General features: G+C 40.6%; 12 protein-coding genes. 7 read left to right on the top strand and 5 right to left on the bottom strand.

What is annotated here, in order from left to right; all coding sequences use genetic code 11:
• The first annotated feature begins 72 nt into the window (after positions 1-72).
• From rpoZ to GQR45_RS11305, 4 genes are all read left to right on the top strand, one after another.
• On the top strand, positions 73-348 hold the full coding sequence (rpoZ, locus tag GQR45_RS11320) for a DNA-directed RNA polymerase subunit omega (RefSeq protein ID WP_007378835.1): 276 nt from the start codon (positions 73-75) through the stop codon (positions 346-348).
• 122 nt (positions 349-470) lie between these two features.
• Positions 471-2,576, top strand: a complete 2,106-nt coding sequence (gene spoT, locus GQR45_RS11315; RefSeq protein WP_007580016.1) for a bifunctional GTP diphosphokinase/guanosine-3',5'-bis pyrophosphate 3'-pyrophosphohydrolase — start codon at positions 471-473, stop codon at positions 2,574-2,576.
• Between the two features lie 12 nt (positions 2,577-2,588).
• Positions 2,589-2,981, top strand: coding sequence for a RidA family protein (locus GQR45_RS11310; RefSeq protein WP_007580015.1), 393 nt, complete (start codon positions 2,589-2,591; stop codon positions 2,979-2,981).
• Positions 2,982-3,132: 151 nt separating this feature from the next.
• Positions 3,133-4,740 carry a FapA family protein gene (locus tag GQR45_RS11305; protein ID WP_165725948.1) on the top strand — a complete coding sequence of 536 codons (1,608 nt, stop codon included), beginning with the start codon at positions 3,133-3,135 and terminating at the stop codon, positions 4,738-4,740.
• Positions 4,741-4,789: 49 nt separating this feature from the next.
• On the opposite strand, the gene asnA is transcribed toward GQR45_RS11305, so the two are convergent.
• Complete coding sequence (gene asnA / locus GQR45_RS11300; protein ID WP_165725947.1) at positions 4,790-5,785, bottom strand: aspartate--ammonia ligase; 996 nt, start codon at positions 5,783-5,785, stop codon at positions 4,790-4,792.
• Positions 5,786-5,983: 198 nt separating this feature from the next.
• On the opposite strand from asnA, the gene asnC reads away from it, so the two are divergent.
• The 3 genes from asnC to recG are packed head-to-tail and all read left to right on the top strand — an operon-like array spanning position 5,984 to position 9,310.
• Positions 5,984-6,442 carry a transcriptional regulator AsnC gene (asnC, locus tag GQR45_RS11295; RefSeq protein ID WP_002958822.1) on the top strand — a complete coding sequence of 153 codons (459 nt, stop codon included), beginning with the start codon at positions 5,984-5,986 and terminating at the stop codon, positions 6,440-6,442.
• A gap of 41 nt (positions 6,443-6,483) precedes the next feature.
• Positions 6,484-7,170 carry a tRNA (guanosine(18)-2'-O)-methyltransferase TrmH gene (gene trmH, locus GQR45_RS11290; protein WP_007580009.1) on the top strand — a complete coding sequence of 229 codons (687 nt, stop codon included), beginning with the start codon at positions 6,484-6,486 and terminating at the stop codon, positions 7,168-7,170.
• 58 nt (positions 7,171-7,228) lie between these two features.
• The gene (gene recG, locus GQR45_RS11285; protein WP_165725946.1) at positions 7,229-9,310 is read left to right on the top strand and encodes an ATP-dependent DNA helicase RecG; all 2,082 of its coding nucleotides are present in this window, start codon (positions 7,229-7,231) and stop codon (positions 9,308-9,310) included.
• A gap of 160 nt (positions 9,311-9,470) precedes the next feature.
• Here recG and GQR45_RS11280 read toward each other — a convergent pair whose 3' ends face one another.
• The 4 genes from GQR45_RS11280 to GQR45_RS11265 form a co-directional block, all read right to left on the bottom strand.
• A complete protein-coding gene (locus GQR45_RS11280) occupies positions 9,471-11,603 on the bottom strand; it encodes an alpha-galactosidase (RefSeq protein WP_165725945.1) in 2,133 nt (710 codons plus the stop codon).
• Between the two features lie 321 nt (positions 11,604-11,924).
• A complete protein-coding gene (locus tag GQR45_RS11275; RefSeq protein ID WP_007580003.1) occupies positions 11,925-13,403 on the bottom strand; it encodes an SLC5 family protein in 1,479 nt (492 codons plus the stop codon).
• Between the two features lie 53 nt (positions 13,404-13,456).
• Complete coding sequence (locus GQR45_RS11270) at positions 13,457-14,218, bottom strand: SapC family protein (RefSeq protein ID WP_165725944.1); 762 nt, start codon at positions 14,216-14,218, stop codon at positions 13,457-13,459.
• Between the two features lie 12 nt (positions 14,219-14,230).
• A complete protein-coding gene (locus GQR45_RS11265) occupies positions 14,231-15,757 on the bottom strand; it encodes a tryptophan halogenase family protein (RefSeq protein WP_165725943.1) in 1,527 nt (508 codons plus the stop codon).
• Positions 15,758-15,830: the final 73 nt, after the last annotated feature.

The raw sequence follows: 15,830 nt of genomic DNA, 5'->3' as shown, positions 1-15,830 counted from the left end.
CTGGCTATTGGCGAAAGTGGCTCCTTGGAGTAAACTACGTCTTTGCTTTTAAATTATTTTTGGAGTGCTGTGATGGCCCGCGTAACAGTTGAAGATGCAGTAGATGCAGTTGGTAATCGTTTTGACTTAATTTTAGTTGCGGCTCGTCGTGCCCGCCAAATTGCTGTTGGTGGTAAAACTCCACTAGTAGACCCTGAAAACGATAAGCCAACGGTAGTTGCTTTACGTGAAATTGAATTAGGTTTAGTTGATAGCGCTTCAATGGACTTAATTGACCGTGAAGAACAACAACACCAAGAAGCAGCAGAATTAGCTGCTGTTGCTGCCATTGTTGGTGGCAACCAATAATCGACCTCCCGGTCTGATTTAGCCAACGGCGCAGTATTTCTACTATAGCCGTTGGCAATCCTTTCATTTCATCGTATATTCGTAGCTTACCTAATTTGCTTCACTAGAACATTGGAGTGTGAATGTATCTTTTTGAAGGTCTTAAAAAGAAAATTTCAGAATACTTGCCCGCTGCTGATGTAGAGCTGGTTCAAAAATCTTACGTGGTAGCCCGAGAGGCCCATGAAGGACAAACTCGCTCAAGTGGCGAACCTTACATAACTCATCCAGTAGAAGTAACCCAAATTCTTGCAGGCATGCATCTTGACCATGAAACGCTCATGGCCGCGCTAATGCATGATGTAATTGAAGATACTGATTTTAGCCAACAAGATTTAGCCGAAATTTTTGGCGAAACTGTGGCAGAACTCGTTGAAGGTGTAAGTAAGCTCGATAAGCTCAGCTTTAAAGATAAAAAAGAATTCCAAGCTGAAAACTACCGCAAAATGATTATGGCAATGACTCAGGATATTCGAGTTATTTTAATCAAGCTTGCTGATAGAACGCACAATATGCGTACTTTAGGGGCACTGCGCCCAGATAAGCGCCGCAGAATAGCACGTGAAACGCTTGAGATTTACGCGCCAATAGCAAACCGCTTAGGTATTCACGATATTAAAAATGAGCTTGAAGACTTAGGTTTTCAAGCTTTATATCCTATGCGTCATCGCGCACTTAAATCTGAAGTAGCTAAAGCACGTGGTAATCGCAAAGAAGTTATCACTAATATCCAACATGAAATAGAAGCACGTCTTGAAGAGTCAGGCATTAAAGCGACTGTGTCAGGCCGTGAGAAACATTTATATAGTATTTATAAAAAAATGCTTAATAAAGAACTGCTATTTAACGAAGTTATGGATATTTACGCGTTTAGAATTGCAGTTGATTCTATGGATACGTGTTATCGCGTATTAGGTGTGGCTCATAGTCTTTATAAGCCTATAGAAACACGCTTTAAAGATTATATTGCTGTACCAAAAACTAATGGTTACCAATCGCTTCATACTTCATTAGTTGGCCCACACGGAATACCTGTTGAGATTCAGATTCGTACTCACGATATGGATCAGATGGCCGACAAAGGTGTAGCGGCGCACTGGATGTATAAAAAATCAGGTGATGGTGCAGGTAATACTTCGCAGCAACGTGCTCGCCAATGGATGCAAAGCTTATTAGAACTTCAGCAAAGTGCGGGTTCATCGTTTGAATTTATTGAAAACGTAAAAACTGAGCTATTCCCAGAAGAAATTTACGTATTTACACCTGATGGTCGTATTGTTGAGCTACCAATGGGCGCTACCGCAGTCGATTTTGCGTATGCGGTTCATACTGATGTAGGCAACACTTGTGTAGGCGCTCGCGTTAATCGCAAGCCACATCCTTTAAGTAGGCCATTAGATACAGGGCAAACCATAGAGATAATAACAAGCTCAGGTGCCCACCCTAATGCAACATGGCTAAACTTTATTGTTACTGGTAAAGCACGCTTGGGTGTTCGTAATTACCTTAGAAGCCAGCATCATGAAGAGGCTATGCTTTTAGGGCGTCGTTTACTTGATTCGGCATTAGGCGAAAACAAACTAGATAGCATTGCTGATGAAAATATAGCGAGAGTACTTGAAGAGCACGAACTAACTACGCTTCTTGAATTACTTGTAGAAATTGGCTCTGGTAACTTAATGAGTATGTTAATTGCCAAGCGCTTATTGCAAAATGACAATGACGATTTAACTGATATAACAAGCCAAGCTAAAGCGACCATTATTGGTACTGAAGGCATGTTAGTGAATTACTCTAAGTGTTGCCGACCTGTACCAGGCGATGCCATTACGGCTCATATAAGCCAAGGTAAGGGCCTGACCGTTCACCGCCAAGAATGTAAAAATATTCGTGGTTGGGAAAATGAGCGTTCTAAATACTTAGTTGTAAAATGGGACGATAACCCAGAAAAAGAATATATTGCAGCTCTGAGAGTTGAAATTATTAACCATCAAGGCGCGTTAGCTAAGCTAACCAATGTTGTCGCTACAACCCAAGCCAATATTGTCGAAATTGCCACCGATGAAAAAGAAAGTAATTTATACGTGATAGATTTAGGGGTTACCGTTAAAAACCGTATCCACGTTGCTAACATTATGCGCCGCATTCGCGTTATGCCTGATGTACAAAAAGTCTATCGTAAAAAATAAAATAGGAAACACATGAATAAAGCATTTATCTCTACCGACAAAGCACCTGCAGCTATTGGCACTTACAGCCAAGCAGTTAAAGTAGGTACCGCTGTTTATTTATCTGGTCAAATTCCATTAGTTCCAGAAACGATGGAAATGATTTCAGAAGATTTTAGCGAGCAAACGCATCAAGTATTTAAAAATATTGCTGCGGTATGTGAAGAAGCAGGCGGAAAAATTCACGATTTAGTTAAAATCAATATTTACCTAACTGATCTATCTAACTTCGCCACTGTAAATGAAGTGATGAGCCAATACTTTAAACAACCTTACCCAGCGAGAGCTGCATTAGGTGTTCGTGCACTACCAAAAGGTGCACAAGTTGAAATAGACGGAATAATGGAATTACCTTCTACCAATTAAGTATTACAGGCTATAGAGCTTCTCTATAGCCTTTATTTTTCGCTCCACACTTCGTTTTATCTGACTTCTTGACTCAAATGTAAATTTCTAGCAATCTGTAGTTGTGTTTTAAAAAACAAACTTAACTTAAGTAGTAAAAAAGGATTAACTCGTGTTTAAGCTTGCCAACAATGGAAATGTTTTACTTGATGTAAAAGAGCATATTCCTCCCAGCGCTGCATTTATTTTAGAGGCTCTCGAAAAGTCAGCTTTTTGCGACTGTAAAATAGATCATGACGCTATTAATGATTTTTTTAAAAACGAAAACACACAACAAACTCTCGTTGTAGCAACAAAACACAATGCCACTTTAAATGTAACAATTAGCGACGATAAAATGCTGACCATTGGCGAGCTAACGATTGCCCAAGGTGGAAAGTTATTAAGTTTAGAAGATGCAAAAAAACAACTCGTCAAAGCAGGCATTGTGCGTGGGTATAAACAAGCTTTTTTAGAACAGCTGCTACAAAAACAATCTGAACACTCTGCGGGATCTGTAGTTAAGGGGATATTAGCTAAAGGTAGGCTCCCAAGCGATGGTTTAGCCACTAAACTAATAACAACCGTAGAGACTTTAAAAGACCGCTTAAAAGCGCCCAAGCTCAAAGAAGATGGCAGTGTGGACATGCGCGACTTTGGCAAGCTTGCAAGCGTAGAACCTGGCTCTGTGCTTATTCGCCAGCAACCAGCAACCCCCGGTAAAGAAGGCTTTACCGTAATAGGTGACATACTGCCCGCAAAGCCCGGAGAAAATAAACAATTAGTGGCAGGCGAAGGCACTGAAATATCAAAAATGAATCCGCTTGAGTTAGTCTCTACTATTGCTGGTGTTCCGGTTGAAATTAATAATGGTATGCGTGTCGACGATATTTTTACCATTTCAGATGTAAATGTAAAAAGCGGCCATATTGACTTTCAAGGCAGTGTTATTGTTACTCGCAATATAGACCCTGGGATGAAAGTAACTGCCAAAGGCGATATTACTATATTTGGCACGGTTGAATCTGGCGAGCTTACCGCAGGCGGAAACATCACGGTTAAACAAGGCATTATTGGCCATCAAAAAGTGGATAGTAAGTCACTTTCTTGCAAGCTAATTGCGCTAGGTGATATTCATGTATCTCACTCACAGTATTGTTACCTCGATGCAAATAATATTTTTATTGATCGCCAAACAAGCCATTGTGTAATAAAAGCTAAGCGCTTACTGCAAGTAGGCCAATCCGACTTACCTAAGGGTAAAATATTTGGTGGTGAAATACTTGATGCAACAACTCTCATTGCTGGCGAAATAGGGAATGAATCAGGCGCTAAAATGATTATTAACCTAGCGGCTTCTGGCGCTGAAATAACAGCGGATACTGATAATTGCTTTAAAGACTTAGCTAAAACAGATGCACAATTAGATACGCTGCAAGCAGCGCTAGAAAAAACTGATTTAGTGAAGGATGCCGAAAAGAAGAAAATATTAATTACTAAAATTGGAGCTACTCAAAAACATTACTGTGAGCAAGCAGAGCTATTAGAAAAACGTCTTTCAAACTTAGATCACGACTTACACGATTTACTTAGCGACGCTAATTTAACGGTGAATTCTGTTTTGCATTCAGGTGTAGAGATTCATATTTTTGATAAAGTACTTAAAACAATCCGCAATTACCCTCCGTGCAACGTTAAACTTTTAAATAATAAAATTGAAATAGAGTTTAAAACACACTAAAAAATTGAGTGCTCTATTGAGCACTCAAATTAACTCACTTTTTTACAATTTAAAGTAAGCCACTTACCGTATCATAAGTTTGACTTGGCCATACACCCACTTGTACTTGGCCAATATGCTGCTTTTGCAGCAATAGCATAGCCAAGCGAGACTGCCCTATTCCACCGCCAATCGTTTGCGGAAATTTACTTTGTAGTAGCGCTTTATGCCAATCAAACTCTAAGCGGTCTTCATCTCCAGTTGTACTTAACTGCGCTTTTAAAACCTCAGGGCTTACACGTATACCCATTGATGATATTTCAAATGCATCCTCAAGTACTGGGTTCCATACTAAAATATCACCATTTAAACCCATATATTGATCGCATGTTGGCGTAGACCAATCATCGTAATCTGGGGCTCTTACATCATGAATTTTGCCATCTCCAAGCGCGCCACCAATACCAATCAAAAATACAGCACCATATTCTTGTGCAATGGCTTTTTCGCGTTGCTTAGCACTAAAGTCAGGATACATTTTACGTAGCTCTTCACTGTGCACAAACTTAATATCGTCCGGTAAAAAAGGCGTCAAACCATAAGACTCATTTACAAAAGCTTCCGTCTCTTTTATCCCTTTATAAATAGATTGAACAGTTTGCTTTAGTGTTGCCAGCGAACGCTCTGTCGTTTCGCTAATTACTTTTTCCCAATCCCACTGATCAACATATACAGAATGAATAGGGCTTAATGAATCTTCATCTGGGCGCAAAGCTTTCATTTGAGTGTAAATACCCTCACCAACACCAAAGCCATAAGTAGCCAGTGTTTTACGTTTCCACTTAGCCAGTGAATGCACCACTTCGTAGCGGCTATCTGTAATCGCTTTCACATTTACAGCAACTGCGTTTTCATGGCCGCTTAAGTTATCTTGCGTGCCGTCGCCAACCTTAGCCAAAATTGGGGCTTGAACCTCAACCAGCCCAAGTTGGGTTTCTAGTTGTTGTGAAAAAAATTGCTTAACTTTACTTATTTGCTGCTGTTGCTGCACATAGTGTGAACTCATAATAATTGGCCTCATTCCCAGTTATTGTTACTTGCTTAATTGATAAAAAGCGCTCTAACTAGCGCCCTTAATGAAGTTAATGTAACGATTTAAAGGATTAATTCAACATCCCATAACAAAAATAGCTTTAATATATAAAAACCATTAATTAAGTGGTATAAAAAACCATATATTCGATAATTTTATGAGAAAAATATAATGGAAAATTATTTAATCGATAATCTCGATAAACAGATACTTCATGCGTTAATGGCAAATGCCCGTACTGCGTACGCCGAATTAGCAAAAAGATTTAATGTAAGCGCAGGGACAATTCACGTAAGAATTGAAAAAATGAAGCAAGCAGGGATCATTACAGGCACCCAATTAACGATTAATACTAAACAGCTAGGCTACGATGTATGCTGCTTTATAGGTATTAATTTAAATAACGCACGTGATTACCCGCAAACGCTTATAAAGCTAGAAGCATTGGAGGAAGTGGTAGAGGCTTATTACACAACAGGTAACTACAGCATATTTATAAAGGTAATGACAAAGTCCATTGATCACTTACAAGATGTGCTGATTAATAAAATACAGGCAATAGAAGCCATTCAGTCAACAGAAACACTTATTTCTCTACAAAATCCAATTAGCCGTACGGTAATGCCTTAACTGCAAAAATCTCGTATAATTGCCGAAAAAAGAGGATAACCATGCAGCAAACTCGCTATCAAAGAATCGAAGACGTACTTTCGCGCCGTCAAACAGACCTAACCGTGTGTTTAGAAGACGTGCACAAACACCATAACTTATCTGCAATAGTACGAAGTGCTGATGCGGTTGGTTGCCATCACGTACATGCTGTATGGCCTGAAAAGCAAAAATGGCTAACAAACAATACCTCAGGCGGCAGTAAAAACTGGCTAGAGACGCACTTACATAGAAATATTGATGATGCCGTTACTGCAATGCGTGAACGCAATCCAGAAATACAAATACTCGCGACTCATCTATCAGAAGATGCCGTTGATTTTAGAGAAGTAGATTACACCAAGCCAACGGCTATTATTGTTGGACAAGAAAAAACGGGGATATCAGAAAAAGCCCTAGAATATGCCGATCAAAATATTATTATTCCAATGCAAGGCATGGTGCAATCGCTAAATGTTTCGGTTGCTGCTGCGCTAATATTGTTTGAAGCACAGCGCCAACGTGAGCTGGCTGGTTTATATAATAGAGATATGTTGAGCGCCGAAGTTAAGCACCCACTTTACTTTGAAGGCTGCCACCCTATTATTGCAAGGCAGTGTAAACAAAAAAAATTACCCTACCCTGCACTTGATGAAAACGGCGAAATAGTCGCTGACGAGCAATTTTGGCAAGCTTTAAAACATACTTGATGGACTAAAGCTCTGTAAGTACACTTAGCCTACTCACAAATAATAAGATTGATACACTTTGTCTAAACCTAGCTTAAATCAATACCCAATTACAGAGCTCAAAGGGGTCGGCCCAAAAATGGCTGAGCGTTTGTTAAAGCTAGGTATTTTAACTGTGCAAGATATGCTTTTTCATTTGCCACTTCGCTATGAAGATCGCACTCGCTTATACGCGATTAGCGAGTTGTCGCTTCATAGCCACGTAAGTGTTGAAGCAACAATTGAAACAAGCCAAATCACGTTTGGTAAAAGGCGCATGCTTGTTTGCCAAATCAATGATGGTACTGGCAGACTAACATTACGGTTTTTTAATTTTACCGCTGCACAAAAAAACGCATTTAGTGCTGGTAAAATAATACGTTGTTTTGGTGAAGTGCGCCGTGGCCGTGTTGGCTTTGAAATGAGTCATCCTGAATACAGCATCAGCGATACCTCTAACGAGCAGCCGGTAGCGACCACATTAACGCCCGTTTATTCAACAACAGAAGGTTTAAAGCAACTATCGATTAGAGCTTTAAGTGAACAGGCTATTGATTTACTGCATAAATACTCAGTAGAAGAACTACTGCCTTCACAGTGGCAGCCATCAAATATGCCACTAAGTGACGCCTTATTATTACTGCATCGCCCACCAAATGATGTTGATGTAACTGCATTAGAACAAGGCACTCATCCTGCTCAACAGCGCCTTGTATTTGAGGAGTTACTTGCTCAAAACCTCAGCTTATTAAAAGTACGAGAGCAAGGGCAACAAGTTAAAGCCGTGGCATTAAATCCGGTAAACACATTAGAAAGCCAATTTTTAGAGCTACTTCCTTTTGCACCCACAAATGCGCAAAGCCGCGTAGTTGCTGAAATTAAAGGTGACATGCAACACGCGTATCCAATGATGCGTTTAGTACAAGGCGATGTAGGCTCAGGTAAAACCCTAGTAGCAGCACTTAGTGCACTAACAGCCATTGCGCAGGGCTTTCAAGTAGCTTTAATGGCTCCTACTGAAATTTTATCAGAGCAACATGGCGTTAATTTTACAACGTGGTTTAATCAACTAGGTATAACAGTTGCTTGGCTTGGCGGTAAAACAAAAGGCAAAGAGCGCGTAGCAACACTTGAAAAAATAGCCTCTGGTGAAGCCCAAATGATTGTAGGTACTCACGCTTTATTTCAAGATGAAGTTAAGTTTAATAACTTAGTGCTTATCGTTATTGATGAACAACACCGCTTTGGTGTCCACCAGCGTTTATCACTGCGCGAAAAGGGTAAGTTTGGTGATTGTTACCCTCATCAACTAGTTATGACCGCAACACCTATCCCACGTACGCTCGCTATGACCGCCTATGCCGACTTAGAAACCTCTGTGATTGACGAGTTACCACCTGGGCGTACGCCAATCATAACAGTAGCACTTCCAGATACTCGTAGGGACGATATTATTGCTCGCGTTAAATTAGCGTGTAACGAGCAAGGCCGCCAAGTTTATTGGGTGTGTACACTTATTGATGAATCTGAAGTACTGCAATGCCAAGCCGCCGAAGACAGTGCACTGCAGTTAAAAGAAGCGCTACCAGAGCTAAACGTAGGCTTAGTACATGGCCGAATGAAATCAGCTGAAAAACAAGCCATTATGAGCGAGTTTAAAGCAGGTAATATACATGTTTTAGTTGCCACGACGGTTATTGAAGTTGGTGTAGATGTCCCTAATGCGAGCTTAATCATTATAGAAAACCCTGAGCGCTTAGGCTTAGCACAGCTGCATCAGTTACGTGGGCGAGTTGGCCGTGGCGCTACTGCATCGCATTGCGTGCTTTTATACCACGCACCACTGTCTCATACTGCTCAAAAGCGATTAGGTGTACTACGCGATAGTAACGATGGTTTTGTGATAGCTGAGCGCGATTTAGAAATTCGTGGCCCTGGTGAAGTACTCGGTACAAAACAAACAGGGTTAGCCGAGTTTAAAATTGCCGATCTTACCCGCGATAAGCACATCCTCAACCAAGTTAGACCAATTGCACAACAAATGCTTAAGCAACACCCTGAGGTTGTTGACCCACTAATTCAACGTTGGTTGGGTAACAAGCAAAATTACGCGCAAGCGTAACCACTCTATTTTCGATACTTTTGAGTTTACTAAGTTAATTTACTAAATTAGCTTACTAAAGATATAAAAAAGTCAGCTCTAAACAATATAGAGCTGACTACTGATATCTCAATAGAGCAGCATAAAAGCGATTTTCGCCCTTTACTGCTCTTAGTTAAATTTAAGCTTTGTTAAGCTCAAATATAAGCGATGTTTGCGGGAATGAAATTGGCATTTGTAAACCAAACTGCATTAACGCTTCACCGGTAAATGTTTGACCATTTACCGCTGCAATAGAAGATGGACGATACTCTTCAAATTTTACCGGCCACACTAAATTAAGTGTGTACTGCGCATCGGCATCTAGGCCAACAAAACGAAGCTTATTAGGCGCTGTACGCGGTGTTTCGCGAACGCTGTTATAGGCAAATAATGCTTTTGTTTTTTGCTCATCAATTAAACCAAAATTAATTGATAAATCATCGCTATCTAGGCGGTATAAATCGGCAGCATGAATAAACTCACGATGCTCTTTGTGAAGTGCTATTGCCGCTTTAAGTGCATTGTATTCGTGATCGGTCAGCTCACGTGGGTCCATTTCGATTCCCATGTGGCCAAACATTGATACCGCAGCACGCATTTCAATACTTACATTACGCCCTGTGATATGACAATCGCGTGGGCCTACGTGTGCCCCCATTACCGACGATGGGAAAAAGAACGAACATCCACGCTGTATTTCAAGGCGATCAAGCGCATCGTTTGAATCTGACGTCCATACACGGTCTGTGTGTGCAAGTACGCCGTAATCTACACGTGCACCACCTGACGAACAGCTTTCTATTTCAAGACCAGGGTGCGCCGCTTTAATACGGTCAATTAAACGATAAAGTGCTAATGTTTGCTGATGCACTGCTGGCTTACCATCAAAATTACCCGCATGGTTAATATCGCGGTTCATATCCCATTTAATGTACTTAATAGTTGGGTATTCAACTAAAATATCGTCAATCGCTTTGTATAGGTACTCAACAACCTCAGAGCGCGTTAAATCAAGTACTAGCTGATTTCTAAAGCTTAACTGTTCGTTGTTTTGAGAGCCTAAAACCCAATCAGGATGCGCGCGGTATAAATCACTATCTGGGTTAACCATTTCTGGTTCAAACCAAATACCAAACTCCATACCTAAGCTATTCACATGATCTATGACTGGTGATAAACCATCTGGGTAAATTTTGTAATCTACTGTCCAATCACCTAAACCAGCGTTATCGCCACGGCGGCCTTTAAACCAACCATCATCAAGTACAAAACGTTCAATACCTAGCGGGGCCACTTTGTCGGCTAGTTGCTTAAGCGTATCTACGTCGTGATCAAAGTAAATGCCTTCCCATGTGTTGTAATGCACAGGACGCGTTTTTTCACGCTGTGCTTGGCTAAGTAAATTAGCTTTAACAAAACGATGAAAATTACGAGAAAGCGCACTAAAACCTTCACTCGAAAACGAGCCATAAATGCTCGGGCTTTGATACGTTTGACCTTTAGCAAGCGTAAGCTCACCAGGAAGTAATAGCTCACCCATTTGCACGTAACGACGACCTTCAGCTAAAAGCTCTGCGCGTAGTTTATTATTACCACTCCAACCTAAATGAAAGCCGTAACATTCGCCGTGCTGCTCGCCTGCATTTTCGTTATGCACTAATAAACCAGGAAATACATCGTGTGATGTTTTGCCTTTACGGTTTTCACGAACAAAACTGCCTAAGACTAAATCAACCGATTGACGCTGGAATTCGTTTGACCAACGACCTTCAAAGCTCACTATTTTGCTTACGCTATCTGGCAATTGAAATGTTGGCGCGGCGCAAAAATTAACGCCCAGTGGTGAGCCGCCTAAATTAGTTAATACGGTATGCGCGCTAAGTACGTCAGTGCTTTTATCAAGTGTAATGCTGTGCACGACTTCAATACCACGAAGCTTATCTACACTTACAAACTCAACAGTCGCACTTGAAGGCTGACGAACTTCTTGAAGTTGTGGCCCTACTGACCATGCGATTGAATCATTTACTAGCTCAAGCCCTGGCGCACCAGTAAAGCCTTCGCCTAATAACGGAGATAGAGAAATAGGCGCTTCTTCAACCACGGCACATTTTACTTCTTGACGGGTAGCAAGCTGAGTAAGCATTGTTTCTGTTGTTTGCTCAGATAGGCGTTTACCAAAGTACAGTAACGCCGGTGTTTTGCTCTGGCAGTCGAAAATAACGGTGCTGTTTACACTGTCTAATCGATAAAATGATTTAGTGTCGGCCATGATTTTCCTATCCTCTTGTTCATTGTGTGAGTTATAAATATAACGAAAATTAGTAAGCTACACTATTTACTAAATGTATCTCTTTGCTTGAGCCACAATCTATCAGATGGTGACACTCAATAATAATAGTATATATCATACAAATTAGATTTTGATAGTCTTTACATCGCAAATAGTCAGATAAACTCACTGGAAGTACCACTGTAATAAAAGGTATTAAACTAACCTTTACTTTAAAGCTCTGTTATTGCTTTTAATATATATAAAAAATCGGCCAGAGTTGCCCCATGGCCGATTTTTTCAGCTTAAACTATTTATAATCTATTTTTGTACTTGTGCTTGGCCTGCGTCATCAAGTGCCGGTGTTTTACCTGCCCACTGCGCATTCAAACCAAATACCACTTTATTTACTATCAATGCAAAAGCTACACATACAATCAGTGTAATTGGCATTAAGTGAATGTAATGAATGTCAGTATGTAGTGGTGAGTTTGCAAATGTAAGCATGCCGTACATTACAACACCTAAAATTACTGCTGCAATACCTGCACGTGCATCCACATTTTTAAATAATAAGCCCACTACAAAAATTGAGAATATAGGCATACTTAATAAGCCATTTAATTGCTGTAGCAAGTTAATAATACTGTCTGCTTGCTGGTAAATTGGTACAAGCACCAGTGTTAAACTTGTTAGTAGCAATGTTACGTAACCACTTAGCTTTACAACACTTGGCTCTTTATTAAAGTACGCTTCGTGAATGTCACACACATATAGTGCTGTAGCTGAATTTAATAAGCTGTTGTAAGTAGAGAGTACAGCTGCTGCCATTGCCGCTGCGAACACACCGGTTAACCATGCTGGCATTACATCACCCACAATTCGACCATAAGCAGCGTCGCCAATATCGCCATAAAGTTTAAACGAAATAATACCCGGTAATACCACAATTGCAGGGACGATTAAAAAACGAATACCCGCAGCTGCAAATATACCTTTTTGCGCTTCTTTAACATTAGGTGCTGCCATTGCTCGCTGTGTGATTGTTTGGTTAGTACCCCAGTAATACATTTGAATAAAGATCATACCGGTTAAAAGTGTTGGCCACGGAATAGGTGAGTCAGCATCGCCTATGAGTGTTAAGCGCTCCTCAGGAATACCCGTAAAGTCATAATCAATCGCATTAAGTGCTAAAAACACGACTAAAACAGCCATGCCTAGTACAAGTATGCCATTGTAGGTATCCGATACAGCAACTGCTCGTAGGCCGCCAAAAAACGCATAAACAGCACCAATAATGGCAAATGCGGTGGCAATATACATTAGCGGAATATCAACCTTAAACATGGTTTGCATAAATAGCGCGCCAGAATAAATAACCGCTGGCATATAAATAAGTGCATTACCTAAAAAGAATAAACCACCAATAACAGCGCGAATATGTTTGTTGTTATAGCGCTTTTCTAAAAGCTCTGTGGTCGTTGTACAGTTGTATTTGTAATAAACAGGAATGAACACTTTGGCTAAAATAATCAAACCTATAATTGCTGCAAGCTCCCACCAAACCAGTAAAGCCATTTGGTTACCATTCATACCTACAAGCTGATCAGTACTTAAATTAGTTAATGTGATTGAACCTGCAACAAACATCCAAGTAAGGCCACCGCCCGCTAAAAAATACTCTTTGGTTTGGCTTTGTCCGTTATTGCGATTTTGGCCTCGGCATTTCCAATAAGTAAGGCCACCAATTAAAGCGGTGACAAAAACAAAAACCACCAGCTGTAAAATGTTATCTGACATGTGTGTGTCTCCTGCGCGTTATGCGCAATGTCTGTGTAATAAAAAAGTGCACGCTACAGCGCGTGCGCATCTCGACTTAGTTCTAACTTAATCTGCTTTAAAGGCATAAGTTCGGGACGTTGGTTATGCAGCTTTACCAATGCATTTAACTGAAACAGTGAAATAAGCATGCTGTTAAGCACACTCAAGTAACCCTGCTTTTGTAGCTCTGCAATGGTATTGCTATCTAATGTTTGCAGTTTGTCTTCATCAACGGTGCTCAAACCTTGAATAGTTTGGGTTTCGCCTTGCTCAAACTGCAATACAATATCTATGTTTTTAATGAGCCCTAACCGCGCAACTTCTTGGGTAAATTGATACGTTTGATAGTCATTTTTTAAGTCGCTTTCTAACAGTTTTTGCTGTGCACTTAAAAATAAACTCGGATTACCTTTAGCATCAAATAGTGCCTCACCTTGCTGCGTGTTTACGGCTGAGCTTTGATCATCAATCGCGATAAAATAATCGCTACTATTTGCTTCTCGAGTCATTAAATAAAGAGGCTGGGTTTGCATACATACCGGTGTGTAAAGTGCCTGCCATTGGTTGTTATTAACCAATAAACTTTGACCTGCACTAAAGCTGGTTAACGCTGATACTGTATAACTGCCATTTTGTGTATTACGTGCTAAAAAAATAGGTAAGTCGCAGGCTGCTTTTGCTATTTCATTTGCTCTTAAATTAACTAAATGCTGCGTTTTTGCGTATTCAACGGCTGCATTGGGGTTAATTTTTAATGTTTGGTGTTTGGTGTTTACTAGTTCACTAATAGCCATAGTTACACATCCTTAAACTGGGTTAGCTGCTAACCACTGCTCTATAAAAGCACGGTGAGGCGGCAAAGTTTGCAACATCTGCTGTGTAAGCTGGCTGTTACGTTCAATTATTTGTTTGGCTTGCACATGCTGTGAATACAAATATGCTTGTTTAGTAAAGTCAGGCTTAAAGCCCATACCGTACAAAACATACTGATAACTGGCGGCAGGGAATAACTCTAATGCGCCATGAAAATCTTGAATAAGCGGGCCACGGCTTCCCCAAAGAAGTAAATCTTCTTGCAGGGTTTGTGGGATCGTATCGGGCTGTACATGTGCTTGCCAGTAAGGTTCTGGGCGCTTGGTTAGCATGTAATGCAGCTTTAAAAAGTCGATAATACGCTGCCAGCGGTAATCCATCTGCTCGTTAAAGCGTTTAGCTACAATAGGCATTACTTGTGTGTCTGCTGGCATGTGCTCTGCTACAAAGCGTGCTGAAATTTCAACAAGCATAATAGCGGTTGCTTCAAGCGGCTCTACAAACCCTGCTGACATACCAATAGCAACACAGTTTTTATGCCAAAACTTCTCACGGTATCCTGATTCAAAACTAATTTTACGGGCAGTTAAACCGTTTGCTGCATCGCCTAAATAGTTTCTTAGGTTTTGCTCTGCTTCATCGTCTGATAAAAATTTGCTTGAATATACATGTCCTACACCTCGGCGGTGCGTTAAACCTATATCCCAAATCCATCCAGCGTTTTGCGCTGTTGCTATGGTATGGCTGGCTAAGGAGTCATCGTTTTCATCGTAAGGGACTTGCATAGCCAGTGCGCTGTCGTTAAATAGCACGTGGTCCATTTTTTTAAGCGGTACGTTGAGCGCTTGGCCTAATAACAATGATGAAAAACCAGTACAGTCTATAAATAAGTCGGCGTTTATAGTGCGGGTTTGATCTTTTAGAGTAAGCTCATTTATTGCACCATCGTCATCAAGTTTTACCTGATCAACAGTACCAATAATATGTTCTACGCCAAGCTTACTTTTACAATGCTGTTTAAGCATTTCTGCAAAAGCGCCGGCATCTAAGTGATAAGCGTAATTACAATTACCTTGATAATCACCTTGCGCTATACCTCTTGGGGCTAAGCTTGCTTCGCAAATATCATGTTGAAAATTAGTTTGCTGTGCAAAGTCTTCAACATTATCTAAATAAGGGGCTAAATCTATACGGCCGTAGCCTAGCGGTACAGTAAATGGATGGTAGTAAAAGTCATTATTGCCATGAGTCCAATTTACAAACTTCCCGCCTTGTTTGAAGGTAGCATTACAGGCTTTAAACACATCAACTTCACGCAAGCCTATTTGCTGAAGTGTGTTTTTCATCGTGGGCCAGGTACCTTCACCTACGCCAATAGTTGGAATGTCTGACGATTCAACCAACATCACTTTTAAGCCGTCACCATTTTGACCTTGGTGATACGAAGCTATAATTGCAGCGCTCAGCCATCCTGCTGTACCACCGCCAACTACCGCTACTGTTTTTATTGCTTTATTCATAATGGACTACTCTTTGAGTATTTTTGATAACGTTTTATACAACAAATGCCCGTTAGGGCATTTTGATTTAATG

Origin of the sequence: Pseudoalteromonas sp. SA25, assembly GCF_011378705.1 — a bacterium.
Lineage (GTDB): Bacteria > Pseudomonadota > Gammaproteobacteria > Enterobacterales > Alteromonadaceae > Pseudoalteromonas > Pseudoalteromonas arctica.
Note: the sequence above shows the minus strand (reverse complement) of the source record. Positions and strands in the feature narration are given on the sequence as shown.

What these genes read in the sequence shown, in the direction of transcription:
- GQR45_RS11275 (WP_007580003.1), bottom strand. Translation starts at nt 13,403, where the DNA reads ATGTCAGATAACATTTTACAGCTGGTGGTTTTTGTTTTTGTCACCGCT.
- asnC (WP_002958822.1), top strand. Translation starts at nt 5,984, where the DNA reads ATGGAAAATTATTTAATCGATAATCTCGATAAACAGATACTTCATGCG.
- spoT (WP_007580016.1), top strand. Translation starts at nt 471, where the DNA reads ATGTATCTTTTTGAAGGTCTTAAAAAGAAAATTTCAGAATACTTGCCC.
- rpoZ (WP_007378835.1), top strand. Translation starts at nt 73, where the DNA reads ATGGCCCGCGTAACAGTTGAAGATGCAGTAGATGCAGTTGGTAATCGT.
- GQR45_RS11270 (WP_165725944.1), bottom strand. Translation starts at nt 14,218, where the DNA reads ATGGCTATTAGTGAACTAGTAAACACCAAACACCAAACATTAAAAATT.
- trmH (WP_007580009.1), top strand. Translation starts at nt 6,484, where the DNA reads ATGCAGCAAACTCGCTATCAAAGAATCGAAGACGTACTTTCGCGCCGT.
- asnA (WP_165725947.1), bottom strand. Translation starts at nt 5,785, where the DNA reads ATGAGTTCACACTATGTGCAGCAACAGCAGCAAATAAGTAAAGTTAAG.
- GQR45_RS11310 (WP_007580015.1), top strand. Translation starts at nt 2,589, where the DNA reads ATGAATAAAGCATTTATCTCTACCGACAAAGCACCTGCAGCTATTGGC.
- GQR45_RS11265 (WP_165725943.1), bottom strand. Translation starts at nt 15,757, where the DNA reads ATGAATAAAGCAATAAAAACAGTAGCGGTAGTTGGCGGTGGTACAGCA.
- GQR45_RS11280 (WP_165725945.1), bottom strand. Translation starts at nt 11,603, where the DNA reads ATGGCCGACACTAAATCATTTTATCGATTAGACAGTGTAAACAGCACC.